Source organism: Sorangium sp. So ce362 (assembly GCF_051519845.1).
Lineage (GTDB): Bacteria > Myxococcota_A > Polyangia > Polyangiales > Polyangiaceae > Sorangium.
Genome location: NZ_CP150332.1, coordinates 6,655,758 through 6,669,453, shown reverse-complemented (window position 1 = coordinate 6,669,453; position 13,696 = coordinate 6,655,758). Strand labels below are relative to the sequence as shown.

Genomic DNA, 13,696 nt, shown 5'->3' with positions numbered 1-13,696 from the left:
GCGAGGCGCACGTTGCAGGGTTGCACCCCCTGTTGCGTCCAGTGCCCGGCTGCGCCTCGGCGACGCCCGTCCGGAGATGGTGTATGCAGAAAATGCGATGATCGACGGTCCGGAGAACAGAACGCTCTCCTCCACCGAGGAGCCCAAGGAGATCGGCGACGTCCATCACCGCCCCCACCTGTTCCTCGTCCTCGAGGCGCACCGCCCGCTCGCCCCTCCCATGCGGTTCTCGCTCGCGAAGCTCGACGAGCTCATCCTTGGCCGCGGGGCCGCCCGCGAGGTCGAGGCGGTGGTCGGCGCTCGCCGGCTCACGGTTCGCACCGACGATCGCCACATGTCCTCGACCCACGCGCGCCTCGGCAAGCTGCTCCAGCGCTGGGTCCTCGACGACCTCGGATCCAAGAACGGCACGCTGATCGACGGCGTTCGAACGACTCGAGCCGAGCTCGAGGACGGCGATCGGATCGAGCTCGGGCAGAGTTTTCTCATCTACCGGGAAGCCATTGCCTGCGATCCGAACGATCCTCCCGTGCTCGACTGGGCTGCCTTGCGTCCGGAGGCCCCGGGCCTCGCGACCGTGCTCCCTCAGCTCCATCGCATGTTCGCGAGGCTCATCCCCATCGCGCGCTCGACGGTCTCGGTGATCCTCGAAGGCGAGACCGGCACCGGCAAGGAGGTGATGGCGCGCGCCCTCCACGCGCTCTCGCGGCGGACCGGCGATTTCGTTGCCGTCAATTGCGGCGCGCTCCCGAAAGATCTCGTGGAGGCCGAGCTCTTTGGCCACAAGAGGGGAGCTTTCTCGGGCTCGACGGAGGATCGCCTCGGCCTCGTCCGCAGCGCCGACCGGGGTACGCTGTTCCTCGACGAGATCGGCGATCTGCCGGCGCCGGCGCAGGCGGCCTTGCTCCGGACCCTGCAGGAGCGCGAGGTCCGCCCGATCGGCGGCACACGCTCGGTCGCGGTCGATCTCCGGGTGATCGCGGCGACCCACCGATCCCTCGAGCGGATGGTCGAAGACGGCGCGTTTCGTGGCGATCTCTGGAACCGCCTCGCCGGCCACAAGGTCGAGCTTCCCCCGCTCCGCGCGCGCCGCGAGGACCTCGGCCTGCTCATCGGCGCGCTCCTCGCCCGCCTCCCGCCGGAGCGCGCCGCGCGGGTCCGGATCCACCCGCGCGCGGCGAGAGCGATGCTCCGTCATGATTGGCCGGGGAACGTGCGAGAGCTGGAGAAGTGCCTCGAGACAGCGGTCGTGCTCGCGGGGGAGGAGGGGCAGGTGGGGCTGGAGCATCTTTCCCCTGCGGTGCAACGCGCGCTGGAAGGGGGGGACGCAGGGGATGCCGCGCGGCGGGAGGAGCTCGTCCGGTTGCTCGGCGTGCACAGAGGGAATATCTCCGCCGTGGCGAGCGAGATGGGCAAGGCGCGGATGCAGATCCAGCGCTGGATGAAGCGGTATGGGATCGACGCGGAGCGGTTCCGGAGATAGCCACGCTCCTGGCCGGCGGAGCGCCGCGCGGCCGCGGGCTCACGGCCGTCTGCAACGCGGTGACGTTCTGCGGCGCGGGAGCGCTTGGTTCAATTTTTCCGGAATGGAAGAACTCGAAGCGGCTTGCGCCGAAGTTCTTGTGTCGATTAGGATCAACGTGCCAAGCGCGCCATCGTCGGCGACGCCAGCTCAAGAGGTGCTCGGACATGCGTCGATTTCAGAATCACGTTCTCGTGCTCGCGTCGATCTCTCTGGGGCTGCTCGCGGCCGAGCCAGCGCACGCGGCGTCCGTGGTGCCGGTGAACCGGGCAACGTGGGGAGCGAGCGGCGTACCGGACTACGTCAACATGCACATCTACGTCCCGGACCAGCTGGCGGAGAATCCACCCATCGTGGTGGCCTGCCACTCTTGCAGCACGCCGGTGAGCGGGTTCTTCAGCAACATCTCGGGGATCCGCGCGGGGGCCGACAAGAACGGCTTCATCATCATCCTTCCGGAGGCCACGGGCCGCAACTGCTGGGATGTGGGCACGATGAAATCCCTGACCCACGACGGTGGCGGCGACACGCAGGCCGTCGCTCAGATGGTGAAGTACACGCTCGAGAAGTACGACGGCGACCCGGAGCGCGTCTACGTGATGGGTGGCTCATCCGGAGCGATGATGACGCAAGCCATGCTGGCGGTGTACCCGGACATCTTCAGGGCTGGCGCGGCGAGGGCGGGGGTGCCAGCTGGGTGCTGGGCGGACGGCTTCGACCCGAGCAACCAGTGGAGCGGCAACTGCGCGGGGGGCAGAACGAGCAAGACGGCCCAGCAATGGGGAGACCAGGTTCGTGCCATGTATCCTGGCTATACGGGACATCGACCGCGCCTTCAGATCTTCCACGGCACGGCAGACGCGACGATCAACTACAACAACCAGGGCGAGGCGATCAAGGAATGGACGAACGTCCTGGAGCTGAGCGAGACCCCGACCTCGACCGACAGCACGACCACCGCGAACGGGACCACCTATGAGCGCAAGTTCTGGAGCAACGAGTGTGGTACCACGGTGTTCGAGGCCTGGTCAGGGAAAGACGGCGCGCATTCCATGGCGTACGAGCACGACGCCATCCTCGCGTTCTTCGGTCTCGACGAGGCCGGTGGTGTCGATCCAGAGACCGACTGTTCGGGCTCTGGCGGCAGCGGTGGCGCGGGCGGCGCGGGCGGCTCGGGCGGCGCGGGCGGCTCGGGCGGCGGCACCGGGGGGGCTCAGAACGCCGGCGGCGCCGGACCCGCAGCGGGGAGCGGTGGCTCCGCGGGTGACGGCGGGAGCGCCGGGGTCGGCGCCGCGGGCGGCAGCGCCCCAGGCGGCACCGCCGGCGGCGCCGACCCCGGCGCGGACCCAGCTCCCGCATCTGAATCCGGCGGATGCGCCTGTGTCGTCGGCCATGCGAAGCCGAGGAGCTCCTACGCCGCGGCCGTCGCCGTGGGCCTTGCGCTGTTGACGTTCCGTCGCCGGCATCGAAGCGCCAGGAGCTGACACGCCGTCTCGTCGGGGAGATCGGGTGACAACCCACCTCCGTGAACGGGCAGGATGCGTGAGGAAGGGCAGCGTTCACCTGCGCATGGGAGCGCGTTCACGCGCGCGGGTGACGTGCGTGGTTCAATTGCACACCAGATGGTAGTCGGGGCAGCAATCCCCGTACACGGTGCAAGAGTTGTCGCAGAAGCACACCGGGGCTGCACCGTTCGGCTGAGGGCCGGCTCCGCCGCAATAATTCCGGAGCCTGTCGCCGCAGGTGTAGAGGTTGCTGCGCGCCTCGAAGCTCGTGGCCATGCACTCTCCGCCGCCCCAGAACGCGTTCGTGTGCACATGGAGCTTCGCGCGGCAATCGGTCGGATTGCCCGGGTTGACCCAGCCGGCGAACTCGCAGGCTCCGTTCCCGTTCCAGCTCACGTCGACCCTCACCCTCTCGTACCCCGGGGAGCACATCCCGCCGAACTCCGGGTAATGGTCCTCTTCCATGATGTTCCCGCCGTAATGACGGCTGAAGCTCGCATGCCGCCGCGGCGCGCCGACGGCGAGCGCCTCGGCGTCGCTCGCGACGGCCTCCTCGTCGCCGGCGCCGGCGAGCTCCTCGCGATCCTCGTCAAGGCCGCCCGTGTCCCCCGCGTCGACGGCGCACCCGAACCCGAACAGCGAAGCCACAACGACCGCACACGTATTACGGATCAACATAGTTTGCTCCTCGTAGAGAAGAAAAAGAGTTTGATGGTCAGCGCGACGGCATCGAGCGCTCTTCAGCGCCCCTGTTCATCGTGTCGTCGCGACGCAAAGCCGTTTCGCAAGGGCCGTGCCAGGCGAGAGATCGGCTGTTTCCCCGCGGTGCGCCGAGCGCGCTGCGAGAGCGCAGGGGCGCAGGGGCGGCCGCCTTCCGTCGCCTTCGGCGGGCGCGACGCCGCAGGGATGCCGGGACGCGCCGCTCGCCCCTGGCCTCGTCGGCGCACTGTCTCGTGGCCGCCCTGCTCGTGGAGGTCCCACGCCGACGGGCCGGCCTGAGTGCAACCGGGTGCAACCGGGTGCAACACCGCCGTTCCCCGCGCACCTCGCGGTCGGCGCCTGTCGCAGGCGGCCCTCGCACGGTCGTGGGCAGCTTCGAGTGCCACGTCGCCGCGATGGCGCACGCCGCCCCGTCAGGACGACGGGGCGCGCGCTGGCCTGCGCGTGTGCTTCAGCGCAACCAGCTGCAACCAGCCGCAACCAGCCGCGACCCGATCCAGGTCGGGGTCGCGGCCCAGGTCGGGGCGGCGTCCATCACACGCCAGAAGCAGGAGGCCGCCGCCCGCGGCTGCCGCTCGACCGCGGCGCGGACCCTGCGTCACGCGCGTCCGTACCGTCGTTGTCCGTGCACCACCATGGCTCGCGTCTCGCGCTCGGCATCTTGCGTCTTGATGGCCTCGCGCTTGTCGTAGATCTTCTTCCCCCTCGCCAGCGCGATCTCGACCTTGGCCAGACCGCTCTTGAAGTAGAGCCGGGTAGCGACAGCGGTCATCCCCTCGCGGGCGATCGAATGGTCGATGCGCTCGATCTCGCGCCGATGGAGGAGGAGCTTGCGCGCGCCCTTCGGCAAGTGGCCGAAGGCGGCGCTGGCCATCGCGGCGATGCTCACACCTTGCAAGAACACCTCGCCCCGAGAGACCGTGCAGAACGAGTCGGTCAAGTCGGCCTTGCCGGCGCGAAGCATCTTCACCTCGCTCCCCTTGAGGACGATCCCCGCCTCGAACCGGTCGCCGAGGTCGTAATCGAAGCCCGCGCGCTTGTTGCGCGCGATGAGCGTCTCGCCCGGCCTGGCCTTCTCCTTCGGCACGAGGGGGATCTTAGCACGACGCGCCCGCGCCCCTCGCCGCGCTCGCCGAGCGCGGCGAACGTCGCGCTGGTGGCATGCACGTCCACTCCGATCGTTCTCTTCACCGGCGCGCTCCGCTCTGCCGCCCTGAATCGGCTCAGACGGCGCGGATGTCGCTCTGGAACGGGGAGATGTTCGCCGGAAACAGGAGCCACACGAAGAGGCAGCGCATCTCGAAGTATTCGTCGGCCGCGATCACCGCGAGCGTGGGGTCGAGCCGGTCGATGGCGTGCCCTTCCCAGACGAAGCCCGGCACGCCGCGCGCCCGGCTGACGAGCCCGCCGGTCTGCAGCTGATCGCGCGCGCGGAAGCAACGGGTGAGCGACATGTTGACCGCCGCCGTGAAGTCGGGCCGGGGCGCGATGCGCTCCGGCAACGCGATGCGGTCGAGGCCGGCCGACCAGCAAAGCCAGCAGAGGGCGGCCCACTCGGCTCGGGCCCTTCGCATCAGGAGAGAGACCGGCAGCGCTCCTGGGTCGAGCGTCTCGTCCACGGTGAGCTCGACGGTCTCCACGCCGTTCTCGGTCTCCTCGGTCAAGGTCGCCGCCGTCCGCGCGAGCTCCACCGGCCCGCCCGGCAGCACGTGCGACAGGTCGGGCGGGAGCCACGGACAGGGCTCCGTCCCCGGCAGGCTGCGCTGCACGGCCTCGCGCAGGCGCAGCAAGCGGGTGGCGTAGAGCTGGATCTTCTGCCGAACCTGCTCGATCGGCTGGTCGAGCTCGACCGTGGCCGATGCGTCGGCCGGCAACGGATCGATGACCTGGCGCGCCGGCCAGAAAGCAAACTCCGGGAACAGCAGCCGCACGAAGGTCCTGAGGTGCTCGGCCATGGCGGGGGCCTCGGGCTCGACGCGGGCGGCATCCTCGAGCACCCCGCGCGTGTCGCCGAGCTGGAGCCGCAGGAGCGCGCGCGTGATGCAGGTCGAGCGGCGCTCGGGCTCGAGCAGCAGCGCCGCCTCGACGAGCGCGAGCGCGACGCGCCGCGAGCACGGCAAGGCGGCGGCGAGCGTGCGGTAGGCAGCGCTCGGCTCGGCGCCGAGGAGCAGCTCGTCCAGGGCGCCGAGCGCGGTCGCGTCGGGCGTCTCGAGCAGCGCTCGCCCGCGTCGCTCCGCGACCTCGGGTCTTGGCCGCAGCGTCGCGGCGCGCAGGAACGCGGCGAGCCTCTCGCGCTCGCCCCCGCGGACCGCCGCGCGGGCTGCGGCGCAGCAGGCTTCGCGCGCGCGGCCGCCCTCCAAGAGCTCTCGCGCGAGGGCCCAGGCGCGCTCGGCGTCCCACGCCGCGAGGTCTTCGGCGAGCGCGGGCGACGCGACGAGGCTGGCCTCGTCGAGGGCCGCGCCGAGCTCGCGTAGGACGACCGGCGCCCCGCCCGCGTCGAGCCCTGTGAACGCCCCGACGGGGTGACCGTGCGCGTACTGACCGCGCTCCTCGCGCACGCGCGGATCGAGGTAAGGGCTCGTGTCCGGATCGGGAAACCAGCGGACGGACGGGCCGTGGAAGCGTCCCTCGGGATCGAGGTGCCGCTCCTCGGAAGGGCGGCCCAGCGCGCCGTACCGGCGCTCGCGATAGCGCGCTCCTGCGCGAATCTCGATCTCCTGAGAGGGCTCGCCCTCGCGCGTGAAATAGCGATGGAGGAGCGCGGCCGACGCTTCGTCCTCCTCGAGGACCAGCCAGCGTTGCGAGTCCTGGTCGTAGTCCGCCTCCTCGGCGACGCCGGCGGGTCTGTCGGGCCAGCGGGAGCCGTCCGCGGAGATCGGGTACCCGGCGCGATCGTGAAAGACCTGGCGCACGATGCGCCCCTGCCGGTAGTGCGTTCGCAGCTCCCACGCGCCGGGCGGCACACAGCACGGCCGCAGCTTGAGCTCGCTCGGGGCGTCGCTGCCGTACACCACCACCTCGCCGTCGAGCTGGCCGTCCCGGTAGCGCCCGCGCTGCGCGGGTTGACCGTTCGGGTGGAACATCGCGAACGGCCCGTCCTTCACCCCGCCCGCATAGCAGCAGCGCGAGAGCAACGAGCCGTCGCTCGCGCGGTACACGCGGCGCTCGCCGGAAGGGCGGCCGTCGGCGTCGGTCTCCACGAGCTCGAACGTCCCGTGCTCGGGGTCGTACCTGGCTGCAGGCGGGACCGACGGAGGTCGCTCCGCGCCGTGGTGTGTCGTCGAGTCCACGCATCGCAGCCTATCGGGTTTCGCGCTGACAAGGCGGTTGTTCATGCTGGTTGCAAAGATCCATGAAGCGCAGCTTCGGGGCGAGCACCCGGGCGAGCCGCGCGGGCGGCGGCCGTCGCAGGGCGCCTCCTGCCTGACAGGGCATCTGCGAGATCGCACAAGGACACGCCGGACGTCCCCTCGTCGACGTGCGCACCGGCGTTTCGTATCGAGGCGCTGCCGTGGCTTATCGTACGACGAAGATCGACTGAGCTCTTCGCGCCGCTCGGCGTCGGGCACGCCCTGGACGCATGTCGTGGACTCGACAAGATGCTTCCCGCCATCTGGCCATCTCAGCCTTTCCATGATAGCTCTGAAACTTGCGTCCATCCGTCTTTGTACCGCGTTGCACGGGTCGACCGAGCACCCGCGCCGCGTCCGTCGAGGGGCTTTCCCGGGCGTCCCGGCGGGTGAGCGGACCTTCGTCCTTCCGGAACGGAGTCGGTCTTTCGGACGCCATGGGGGGTGGCATGCCAATTCGTTATTCCCGTCGAGGTGCGGTGTTCAAGCTCGTGCCCGTATGCGTGGTGGCGGCGCTCCTCGTCGTGAGCGCGCGCGCGGGCGCCACGGCGCCTTCATTCACTCTCTTCGAGAGCGGGCAGGTCCGGCCGCTCGCGCTCTCCCCGGACGGTCGGCGGCTGTTCGCCGTGAATACACCCGACAACCGCCTCGAAGTGTACAGCGTCCGCCAGGGCCGTCTGGTCCACCTGACCTCCGTGCCTGTGGGGCTCGAGCCCGTCGCGCTGGCCGCGCGCACCAACGACGAGGTGTGGGTCGTCAATCACCTCTCCGACAGCGTCAGCGTCGTGCGGCTCGGTCGCAAGGGAGCGAGCGGCCACGTGGACCGCACGCTGCTGGTCGGCGACGAGCCGCGCGACATCGTGTTCGCAGGGCCCGGGCGACGACGCGCGTTCATCACCGCGGCCCACCGTGGCCAGAACGTCCCGTTCGATCCGCAGCTCACCACGCCGGGCGTCGGCCGCGCCGACGTCTGGGTGTTCGACGCCGGAGATCTCGGGCGCTCCCTGGGCGGCGACCCGCTCGCCGTCATCACGCTGTTCGCGGATACCCCCCGCGCGCTCGCTGTGAGCCCGGACGGCAGCCACGTTTATGCGGCCGGCTTCCACTCGGGCAACCGCACCACCAGCGTCTTCGAGACGATGGTCCCCGACGGCTTCGGCCCGGGCGGCCTCCCGCCGCCGAGCACGAATTTCGAGCAGCAGCCCGCGCCGGAGGTCGGCATCATCGTCAAGTGGAGCGGCGCTCACTGGGTGGACACGGCAGGGCGCACCTGGGATGACGCCGTGAAGCTTTCGCTCCCCGACAAGGACGTCTTCGTCATCGACGCCATGGCGACGCGGCCCGCGCTCCGCCCGGGGCCCGCGGGGTCCTTCACGGGCGTCGGCACCGTCCTCTACAACATGGCGGTCAACCCGGTGAACGGGGCCATCTACGTCTCCAACACCGACGCGAACAACCTGGACCGCTTCGAGGGTCCGGGCACCTTTGCAGGGCAGACCGTGCGAGGTCACCTCCACGAGAGCCGGATCACCGTCATCGGCGCGAACGGCGTGACCCCGCGACACCTCAATTCCCACATCGACTACGCCGCGTGCTGCGCGGCCATCCCGAACCAGGAGAACGCCGCGAGCCTCGCGAGCCCCACGGGGATGGCGGTCTCCAGCAACGGCGAGACGCTCTACGTCGCCGCGCTCGGCTCGAGCAAGGTGGGCGTCTATCGGACCGCGGCGCTCGAGAGCATGACCGCGCCGACCGCGAGGTACCAGATCCCCGTGACCGGCGGGGGCCCCACGGGGGTCGTGCTCGACGAGCCCCGCCAGCAGCTGTATGTCCTGACCCGCTTCGACAATGGCATTTCCATCGTCAGCACGGCTCGGCGCGCCGAGGTCAACAAGGTCTGGATGTTCAACCCCGAGCCGGAGAGCGTCGTCCGCGGTCGCCCGTTCCTCTACGACGCGTCGTTCTCGTCGAGCCATGGCGACTCTTCCTGCGCGAGCTGCCATGTGTTCGGCGACCTCGACAGCCTGGCCTGGGATCTGGGCAACCCGGACGCTCCCGTGGTCGATCACCCGGGGCCGTTCGCTGATGATCCGCTCGTCAACCTGATCACCGGCGAGCCCATCACCCATCCGACGTTCCACCCCATGAAGGGCCCGATGACCACCCAGAGCCTGCGAGGGATGGCGAACCATGGCCCGATGCACTGGCGCGGGGACCGCACGGGCGGCAACGACGCGCCCTCCGCGCAGCCGGACAGCGGCAGCTTCGATGAGCGCGCGGCGTTCGAGAAGTTCCAGGGCGGCTTCACCGAGCTCCTCGGGCGGCACGCTCCCATCCCCGACGCGGACATGGAGGCGTTCACGGACTTCGTCCTGCAAATCACGTATCCGCCGAACCCCATCCGCGCGCTGGACAACTCGCTGACCGCCGAGCAGCAGAGCGGCTTCGAGGCGTTTCAGTCCACGCTGGATATCAACGGCAAGGCGTGCATCGGGTGCCATGTGCTCGACGCGGAGGCCGGGCTCTTCGGCACGGCGGGGCTGTCCAATTTCGCCCTGGAGACGCAGCTCTTCAAGGTGCCTCAGCTCCGCAATGCCTACCAGAAGGTGGGGAAGTTCGGCTTCCCGGCGGCGTTCGGGTTCATCCCCGGCGACAACGGCTTCACCGGAGATCAGATCCGCGGCTTCGGCTTCATCCATGACGGGAGCGTGGACACCATCTTTCGATTCCTCCACGCGCTAGGGTTCTCGACGCAGTTTCCGCCCGGGGGGATCCCGGACCCGCCGGGGGGGGAGGTGATCCGGCGCCACCTCGAGGCCTTCGTGCTGGCCTTCGACAGCAACCTGGCGCCGATCGTCGGCCAGCAGGTCACGCTGACCCAAACCAACGCCGCGGTGGCCGGGCCGCGCATTCATCTGCTGATGTCGCGCGCCGACGCCGGCGAGTGCGATCTCGTGGTGAAGGGGCAGATCGCCGGTCGAGCGGTCAGCTATCTCTATGTTGGCGCGGACGAGCTCATGGCCGATCGTCAAGCGAGCCCGACCGTATCCGGCGCCGCGCTCCGGGCGCGCGTCACGGGCGCCGCCGCCCGCCTGACCTATACCTGCGCGCCGCCGGGCTCAGGGGATCGCATCGCGATCGACCGCGACGCCGACGGCTTCCTCGACGGCGACGAGGAGGATGCGTGCAGCGATCCCGCGGATCCTGCCAGCACGCCACCCGCTGCCCGTCGGCGCTGAGCGCCGCAGACCGCTCGACGGTGCGCTCTCCTCCGAGCGGCACGTGCCCCTCGAACGCGTCGAGGAGGCAGAGCCAGTCGGCGTCGGTCGCGGCGCACCCGGCGCCGTTCAGCAGGTCGACGCAGGTGAGGCTCGAGGGAAGCACGAGCTCGACGGCGTTGAGCTCGCCGCCGAACTGGTGCGCGACTCCAGTCGCCGGCATCGTCGAGGCGGCACAGAGGGTCGGTCGTGACCTGGTAGCACCGGCCCGGCGATCACCGGTACATGCGGTCGATCCGCGCTTCGGGGGCGCGCGGGTCGAGCAGCAGGAGCGCCAGGTAGAACGCCCACTCCAGGGGCTTCATCGCGAGATAGACGAGATCGGCGGCCCAGGCGGCGCCGATGTACCGGCTCACGGGCAGCCCGAGCCGGTCGTAGAGGCGGCGCGCCGCGCGTCCGAAGCGCGGCCAGCGCTCGTGCAGGAGCTCCTCGAAGGCGTTCGCGATCGCGAGCTGGCGGTTGACGAGGATCGGCGTGCCGCCGCGCCGACCGAGCCGGAGCGGGCGCACCAGCCAGGCGTGGCCGCGCGTCGCCACGGTGCACAGGTAATGGCAGTCGCCGGGGAGCGTGACGATCGGGAGCTGCGAGAGGGTATATCCGCAGGTGCGGGTGAAGACCTGGAGCGCGGCCGCCGGATGTCCCAGCCAGGCCGCGTGAACGACGGCGTGAATCCCGAGGAGCAGCGGGGAAACCGCGAGGGCGCGCCAGAGCGTCGGCCGGTGGATCGCGGGCGGCGGCGGGAGCGGGGTCTGGGGCTGGGGCGGCCCCGCGCGATAGGCGGCCTCCGCAGCGGCGAGCGGGGCGGGCGCGGCGGCGAGCGGGGTGGGCGCGGCGGTCTCGACGCCCCGCCGCACGAGGCGCGCGCGCAGCTCGACGGAATAGAAGGCGACCGTGAGCACCGGCGCGACGCAGGGCAGGAGCAGCGGCGGCACGAGCAGGCCGCCGAGGACCCAGAGGCCGAAGTGGACGGCCAGGAGGGCGTGGAGGGCGATCGCGAGGAGCAAGGCTGCGTGGACGAGGAGCTCGGCGGGGCCGAGGAGCGCTTCTGGCCGGCGCCGTGACACGACGTACGCGAGGGCGGTGAGGACGTGCAGCGCGAGCAGGCCGTAGACTTCGGGCTCGGCGAGCGGCCGGAACGCCGTGGTGCCGGCGTCGCAGGCCTGGACAGCGCACGTGTCGTTCGCCTCGTGGCTGTACGCCATGCCCCATGCGGGCAGGATGAGGAGCGCGAGCACCTCGGACGCGACCTGGAAGGGGGCGCGCCCGCGGCGCCGGATCGCGCGGTACGTCCATACGGTCAGACCGAGCCACCCCGCCAGGCAGAGCGCCACGGCGATGAAGAGCGCTCCGTCGAACGGCGCGACGGTGGCCGCGCCGAAGAGCAGCGCCGAGGGCACCGGAATGCCGTAGCCGGTGGCGACGAGGGCGGCGATGCCGGCGTCCGCGAGGGAGAACGGTTGCTTGGGTGGGGGGGGCGGCGGCTCGGGCGGCGGTTGCTGTGACATGCGTCCAGCATGGTAACGGCTCCAGTCGGGAGTGAGCAAACAGACCCGAACAGACCCGACCCGGGTTCAGACCCGACCCGGGTTGGACCCAGACGCGACCGGGTTGCGCGAGACCGACCCGGGTTCAGACCCGACCCGGGTTGGACCCAGACGCGACCGGGTTGCGCGAGACCGACCCGGGTTGGACCCAGACGCGACCGGGCTGCGCGAGACCGACCCGGGTTGCGCCAGACCGCGCCAGATCGACCGAGACCCGAAGACCTGACCCAGTAGCAACCGGGGGGCGGACGACCCCAGCTGGCGGCCGCCACCCACGGAACGCGGCCGCCACCCCCAGGAAGGGTGGCAACTCCTTGAGATAATTCACCACAACCCCGGCACGACATTTGTTGTGTGCGCCGGCCATGAGCCACCCCCGCGAGATCGCTCACGGCGCCACGTATATGATCACCCGTCGCGTCCTGCGTCGGCACCTGCTCTTACGCCCCGACGCCGCCATCACCCAGCTCCTGATTTATGCCCTCGTGGTCGCCGCGCGCCGTTACGGCCTCCAGGTCCACGCCCTCTGCGCGATGTCAACGCATCTTCACTTGATCGTGACCGACGTGACGGGCGTCTTGCCGCGCTTCCTGCAGTTCTTCCATCGCATCGTCGCGCTCGGAACGAAGGTGCTCCGCACATGGGAAGGACCGGTGTGGGACCACGAGGCCCCGAGCGTGGTCCGGCTGCTGACGCGCGCAGCGATGGCGGAGAAGATCGCCTACGTCCTGGCGAATCCCGTGGCTGCTGGCCTCGTCCGACATGCGCGTGAGTGGCCGGGCGCCAAGGTGGATGTGGGCGAGCTCGGTCGCGGCGTGCTGCGCGCGGCACGCCCCTCTGTGTACCTCGACCCGGAAAACCCTCTGTGGCCCGATGAAGTGACGCTTCCGCTCTCGCTGCCACCGGCTATCGAGCAGGACAGCGCGGAGGGCTTTCTCCAAGAGGTGGCCGCCGAGCTCGAGCGACAAGAAGCGCGAGCTCATGCGGAGATGCAGCAGCATGGGCGCTGCTTCTTGGGCGCGGAGCGAGCCAGCAAGATCTCCCCCTACGAGCGCGCTACGAGCTTCGAGGCGCTGCGCGAACGCAATCCTACATTTGCGGTAGGCCGTGCGCAGGGTGACGCATGGCGAATCGCCGGTGCCGCTGTACGGGCGTTTCGCGCGTCATATCGCGCAGCGCTCGAACAATGGCATACCGGTGTGCGCAGCGTCGTATTTCCGGCGGGGACGTGGTGGATGCGTACGTTTCATGGCGCCAGCGTGATGGACGGCGTGCTCATGGTGTAGGCACTGGGCGAGCGCGCTACACACCCCGGTGGGCGAGGGCGGGCGACGGCTTCGGCACGTCGTGGTGGGAAACGCTCGTCTTCACAGCGTACTGCGTGCGGTCGACCACCTCGCATAGCGCTGCGCGGCTGCAGTCATATGAGGGATGCCACTCCAAGCGCGCACCAAGGGGCGCCAGCGATAACATAATCGTAGGCCCTGGCTGTCCGAACGGCGGCGACCACGAACGGCGGCGACCCAGCTGGAACGACCCAACCCGGGTTGGGAACGGACCGGGACCGGGACCCGCGACCAGGTTAGGCGACCCGGAACCCACCTGGCGGCGGTGGGACCAGTGGGACCAACCCGACCCAGGTTGCGGGTGGGCCGACTCGACCGAGGTTGAGGGTGGCTGGCCGGCGCTACCCGACCCAGGTTGCGGGTGGCCGGGTGACCCAGGTTGCGGGTGGCCCCCTCCGGCGACCCAGGTTGCGGGTGGCCCCTTCCGGCGT

At 70.3% G+C, this 13,696-nt stretch carries 8 protein-coding genes; 4 read left to right on the top strand and 4 right to left on the bottom strand.

Annotated features, from left to right (window positions below; translation table 11 throughout):
* Positions 1 to 97 precede the first annotated feature (97 nt).
* Positions 98 to 1,483 carry a sigma 54-interacting transcriptional regulator gene (locus WMF17_RS25355; protein WP_437643689.1) on the top strand — a complete coding sequence of 462 codons (1,386 nt, stop codon included), beginning with the start codon at positions 98 to 100 and terminating at the stop codon, positions 1,481 to 1,483.
* A 206-nt stretch (positions 1,484 to 1,689) separates the two neighbouring features.
* The gene (locus WMF17_RS25350; protein WP_437643687.1) at positions 1,690 to 3,006 is read left to right on the top strand and encodes an extracellular catalytic domain type 1 short-chain-length polyhydroxyalkanoate depolymerase; all 1,317 of its coding nucleotides are present in this window, start codon (positions 1,690 to 1,692) and stop codon (positions 3,004 to 3,006) included.
* A gap of 123 nt (positions 3,007 to 3,129) precedes the next feature.
* Here WMF17_RS25350 and WMF17_RS25345 read toward each other — a convergent pair whose 3' ends face one another.
* The 3 genes from WMF17_RS25345 to WMF17_RS25335 all read right to left on the bottom strand — a co-directional run bounded on the left by WMF17_RS25345 (position 3,130) and on the right by WMF17_RS25335 (position 7,037).
* Positions 3,130 to 3,705: a hypothetical protein gene (locus WMF17_RS25345; RefSeq protein ID WP_437643685.1), complete on the bottom strand. Its 576-nt coding sequence runs from the start codon at positions 3,703 to 3,705 to the stop codon at positions 3,130 to 3,132.
* A 640-nt stretch (positions 3,706 to 4,345) separates the two neighbouring features.
* A complete protein-coding gene (gene smpB / locus WMF17_RS25340) occupies positions 4,346 to 4,834 on the bottom strand; it encodes an SsrA-binding protein SmpB (RefSeq protein ID WP_437595720.1) in 489 nt (162 codons plus the stop codon).
* A gap of 136 nt (positions 4,835 to 4,970) precedes the next feature.
* Entirely contained in the window at positions 4,971 to 7,037 is a 2,067-nt protein-coding gene (locus WMF17_RS25335; protein WP_437643683.1) for a toxin-antitoxin system YwqK family antitoxin, read from the bottom strand.
* A 509-nt stretch (positions 7,038 to 7,546) separates the two neighbouring features.
* Between WMF17_RS25335 and WMF17_RS25330 the strand changes: the two genes are divergently transcribed.
* Positions 7,547 to 10,336, top strand: coding sequence for a YncE family protein (locus WMF17_RS25330; RefSeq protein ID WP_437643681.1), 2,790 nt, complete (start codon positions 7,547 to 7,549; stop codon positions 10,334 to 10,336).
* A 254-nt stretch (positions 10,337 to 10,590) separates the two neighbouring features.
* Here the strand turns inward: WMF17_RS25330 and WMF17_RS25325 are convergent, their stop codons facing one another.
* Entirely contained in the window at positions 10,591 to 11,880 is a 1,290-nt protein-coding gene (locus WMF17_RS25325; protein ID WP_437643679.1) for a DUF6688 family protein, read from the bottom strand.
* A gap of 404 nt (positions 11,881 to 12,284) precedes the next feature.
* On the opposite strand from WMF17_RS25325, the gene WMF17_RS25320 reads away from it, so the two are divergent.
* The gene (locus tag WMF17_RS25320) at positions 12,285 to 13,205 is read left to right on the top strand and encodes a transposase (protein ID WP_437643678.1); all 921 of its coding nucleotides are present in this window, start codon (positions 12,285 to 12,287) and stop codon (positions 13,203 to 13,205) included.
* Positions 13,206 to 13,696: the final 491 nt, after the last annotated feature.

Coding starts and splice junctions, on each gene's coding strand:
- WMF17_RS25355 (WP_437643689.1), top strand. CDS start 98: ATGATCGACGGTCCGGAGAACAGAACGCTCTCCTCCACCGAGGAGCCC.
- WMF17_RS25350 (WP_437643687.1), top strand. CDS start 1,690: ATGCGTCGATTTCAGAATCACGTTCTCGTGCTCGCGTCGATCTCTCTG.
- WMF17_RS25345 (WP_437643685.1), bottom strand. CDS start 3,705: ATGTTGATCCGTAATACGTGTGCGGTCGTTGTGGCTTCGCTGTTCGGG.
- WMF17_RS25330 (WP_437643681.1), top strand. CDS start 7,547: ATGCCAATTCGTTATTCCCGTCGAGGTGCGGTGTTCAAGCTCGTGCCC.
- WMF17_RS25325 (WP_437643679.1), bottom strand. CDS start 11,880: ATGTCACAGCAACCGCCGCCCGAGCCGCCGCCCCCCCCACCCAAGCAA.
- WMF17_RS25320 (WP_437643678.1), top strand. CDS start 12,285: ATGAGCCACCCCCGCGAGATCGCTCACGGCGCCACGTATATGATCACC.